The sequence below is a fragment of the Kitasatospora kazusensis genome (assembly GCF_039529945.1).
Classification (GTDB): domain Bacteria; phylum Actinomycetota; class Actinomycetes; order Streptomycetales; family Streptomycetaceae; genus Kitasatospora; species Kitasatospora kazusensis.
The window spans coordinates 1-4,234 of the sequence record NZ_BAAANT010000101.1 but is presented as its reverse complement, the minus strand read 5'-3'; the positions used below and the strand labels follow the sequence as shown (position 1 = coordinate 4,234).

Below are 4,234 nucleotides of genomic sequence, written 5' to 3'. Positions count from 1 at the left end.
CCACGGCCAAGACACCTACGCCGAAATCACCCTCCCCCCACACACCACCACCGACGGCTACGGCATCCACCCCGCACTCCTCGACGCAGCCCTGCACACCATGGCGCTCGGCGCCGGGGACACCGACGACGACGGCATCCGCCTCCCGTTCAACTGGACCGGAGTCTCGCTGCACGCCGTCGACGCGCGGGCCATCCGCGTGCACGTCACCTCCGACGCCCCTGACGAGATCTCGCTGCGGATCAGCGATGAAGCCGGTCAACCCGTCGCCACCGTCAGTTCTCTGACACTGCGTCGGATATCCACGGAACAGCTTGCGGTCGCCCGTAATTCGTCGAACGACGCGTTGTTCCGACTGGACTGGACGCCGCTGCCCGCCCTGGAGACCACCCCCGCGCAGCGCGCCGGGTTGACGGTGATCAGCGAGGACGCCGAACTGGCCGCAGCGCTCGGCGCGACCGCCCACCACTTGGAGCTCGCGGACCTTGCCGCGGCCGGTCCCGCACCGGAGTTCACCGTGGTCGCGGCGATCGGCGGGCCCACCGCGGGCAGCGACGCGGCCGACCCGGCGCGAGCGGCCCACGAGGTGGGCCTGCGCACGCTGGCCCTGGTCCAGGAGTGGCTCTCGACCGGATACGACGCCGGCTCCAAGCTGGTCGTCCTCACCCGCGGTGCGGTCGCCACGCATCCGGCGGAGGACATCGGCGATCTGCCCGCGTCGACCGCCTGGGGCCTGGTTCGCACCGCCCAGACCGAGAACCCCGACCAGTTCGTGCTGCTCGACGTCGACGGCCTGGACGTCTCCTACCAGGCCGTTGCGGCCGCGCTCGCCACCGGCGAGCCGCAGCTCGCCGTCCGGGCCGGCCAGGTCCTGGTGCCGCGGATCGCGCCGGCGGACAGCCCGGACATCCTGCGGCCGCCGACCGACGGGAGCGCCTGGCGGCTCGACAGCACCGGCAAGGGCACCCTGGAGAACCTGGCGCTGTGCGCCACCACGGAGACGACCAGGGAGCTGGGTCCCGGCGAGGTCCGGGTCTCCGTACGCGCAGCCGGCCTGAACTTCCGCGATGTGCTCATCTCGCTGGGGATGTACCCGGGCGAGGCGCCGATCGTCAGCGAGGGCGCCGGGACCGTCACCGAGGTCGGCCCCGGCGTGACCACGCTGGCCCCCGGTGACCGGGTGATGGGTCTGATCGGCTGGGCCGCGGGCCCGCTTGCGGTGACCGACCATCGCTGGCTGGTCCGGATGCCGGCCGGCTTCACCTTCCAGCAGGCCGCCGCCCTGCCGATCACCTTCCTGACCGCGTACTACGGGCTGGTCGACCTCACCACGGTGAAGCCCGGTGAGCGAATCCTGATCCACGCGGGCACCGGCGGGGTCGGCATGGCCGCGATCCAGCTGGTCCGGCACTGGGGTGCCGAGATCTATGCCACCGCGAGCCCGAACAAGTGGCGGGTGCTGCGCGAACTCGGCATCGACGACGACCACTTCGCCTCCTCGCGGAATCTGGACTTCGAGCAGAAGTTCCTGGCCGCGACCGGCGGCGAGGGCATGGACATCGTGCTGAACTCGCTCGCCCGCGAGTACGTCGACGCCTCGCTACGGCTGCTGCCGCGCGGCGGCCGGTTCCTGGAGATGGGCAAGACCGACATCCGCGACGCCGCGGAGGTCTCGGCGGCCCACCGGGACGTCCACTACCGCGCCTACGACATGATCCAGGCCGGCCCCGACCGCATCCAGGAGATGCTGGTCGACCTGCTCGACCTCTTCGAGCGCGGGGTACTGCACCCGCTGCCCGTCTACGCGGTCGACGTACGGCACGCCCCGCACGCCTTCCGGTTCCTCCAGCAGGCCCGCCACACAGGCAAGTTGGTCCTCACCTTGCCGCGCGCGCTGGACCCTGAGGGTACGGTCCTGATCACCGGCGGCACCGGCACCCTGGGCGGCCACACGGCCCGGCACCTGGTCGGCAAGCACGGCGTCCGGCACCTGGTGCTGGTCGGCCGACGTGGTCTCGATGCCCCTGGTGCCGCCGAACTCGCCTCCGAACTTCACGAGTTGGGTGCCGAAGTACGCATCGCAGCTTGCGACACGACGGACCCGCAGGCACTCGGCGAGCTGCTCGCCTCGATCCCCTCCGAGCACCCGCTCACCGCCGTCATCCACAGCGCGGGCGCACTCAGCGACGCCACCGTCCAGGCACTCACCCCGGAACACCTCGACACCGTGTTCCGGCCCAAGGTCGACGCCGCTTGGAACCTCCACCGGCTCACGGAGCACCTCGACCTCGCGGCGTTCGTGCTCTACTCCTCCGCGAGCGGCACGATGGGCAGCCCCGGGCAGGCCAACTACGCCGCCGCGAACCAGTATGTGGATGCCCTGGCCCAGCACCGCAGGGTGCGCGGGCTGCCTGCACTGTCCCTCGGCTGGGGCCTGTGGGCAGAGACCAGCGAGCTGACCGAGTCGGTCGACCTGTCCTCGCAGCGCCGGATGGCCAGGAACGGCGTGCTTCCGCTGACGACCTCGCAGGCCCTCGAGCTCTTCGACGCCGCCCTCGACGGCGCCGCCGACGCACTGCAGCTGCCGATCCTGCTGAACCGCGCCGCGCTGGCCGGTGTGGCGCAGGTACCCCACCTGCTGAGCGGGCTCACCGGTCGCAAGGCGCGCCGCAGCGCGCAGCACGCCGCTCCGGTCAGCGCCGAGGGACTGCGCGGCAAGCTGGACGGACTGACCGAGGCCGAGCAGGAGAGCCGGCTCCTCACGCTGGTCCGTGGCCACATCGCCGCCGTACTGGGCCATGGCTCAGCCGTGGAGATCGACCCCCACCGGGCCTTCCAGGCCATCGGATTCGACTCGCTCACCGCCGTGGAACTGCGCAACCGCCTCAACAGCGGAACCGGTCTCCGACTGCCCGCCACGCTGATCTTCGACCACCCGACGCCGGCGGCGCTCGCGACCGAGCTGCGGAACCTGCTCGCGCCCGCGCAGGCGGCCGGCGGTGCCCAGTCGGTGCTCGCGGAACTGGACCGGTTGGAGAGCGCGGCGCTCGCGATCGACCCGGCGGACGCGGATCTCGCCCTGATCGCGACCCGGCTGCAGGCCCTTTCACGCCGCCTCACCAGTGACCCGCTGACCGAGGCCGAAGTGGAGGAGATCGAGTCCGCGACGGACGAGGAGCTCTTCCGGGCGCTGGACAGCGAGTTTGGGATCCCCGAGGCATGACCATCACCACGACCGCCGTGAAGACCGCCATGAAGACCACCATCTCCGACGAAGGGACCTCGCGGTGAACGAGGAAAAGCTGCGCGAGTACCTGAAGCGCGCGACGGCCGATCTCCTCCAGGCCAACCGCCGACTGCGCGACGCGGAGGCGCGGGAGAGCGAGCCGATCGCGGTCGTGGGCATGGCCTGCCGGTTCCCCGGCGGGGTCACCACACCGGACGGGCTGTGGCGACTGGTCGCCGAGGGTGTCGACGCGGTCGGCGAGTTCCCGACCGACCGCGGCTGGAACATCGACGACCTGTACGACCCCGACCCCGAGCGCAGCGGGAAGACGTACTCCCGGGACGGCGCGTTCCTGCCGTCCGTGGACCATTTCGACGCCGACTTCTTCGAGATCAGTCCGCGAGAAGCGGCCGCGATGGACCCGCAGCAGCGGCTGCTGCTCGAGGTCGCCTGGGAGACCTTCGAACGGGCCGGCATCACGCCCGAAACGGTCCGGGGCAGCCGGACCGGTGTGTTCCTCGGGACCAGCGGCCAGGACTACCTGCGGGACCTGCCGGACCGGCTGGAAGGCGTCGACGGCTACATCGGCACCGGCAGCGCGCCCAGCGTGACCTCCGGCCGGGTCTCCTACGCACTCGGCCTGGAGGGGCCGGCCGTCAGCATCGACACGGCCTGCTCGTCCTCGCTGGTGGCCCTCCACCTGGCGGCCGGCTCGCTGCACAGCGGCGAGTGCACGATGGCACTGGCGGGTGGCATCACCGTGATGGGGACACCCAATGTCTTCGTGGAGTTCAGCCGGCAGCGCGGGCTGGCGCCCGACGGCCGCTGCAAGGCGTTCGCCGGAGCTGCCGACGGCACCGGCTTCGCCGAGGGGGTCGGGATGCTGCTGTTGGAGCGGCTCTCCGACGCCCAGGCCAACGGACACCAGGTGCTCGCGGTGATCCGCGGCTCGGCCGTCAACCAGGACGGCGCCAGCAACGGCCTCACCGCGCCGAACGGCCCGTCGCA

2 protein-coding genes are annotated in these 4,234 nt (G+C 71.6%); both read left to right on the top strand.

The window, feature by feature from the left end; all coding sequences use genetic code 11:
- The coding region (locus tag ABD330_RS31985; RefSeq protein WP_344469822.1) for an SDR family NAD(P)-dependent oxidoreductase at window positions 1-3,223 on the top strand (3,223 nt) is incomplete at its 5' end.
- A gap of 64 nt (window positions 3,224-3,287) precedes the next feature.
- Window positions 3,288-4,234, top strand: a 947-nt coding sequence (locus ABD330_RS31980) for a beta-ketoacyl synthase N-terminal-like domain-containing protein (RefSeq protein WP_344469821.1), incomplete at its 3' end; no start/stop codon positions are given.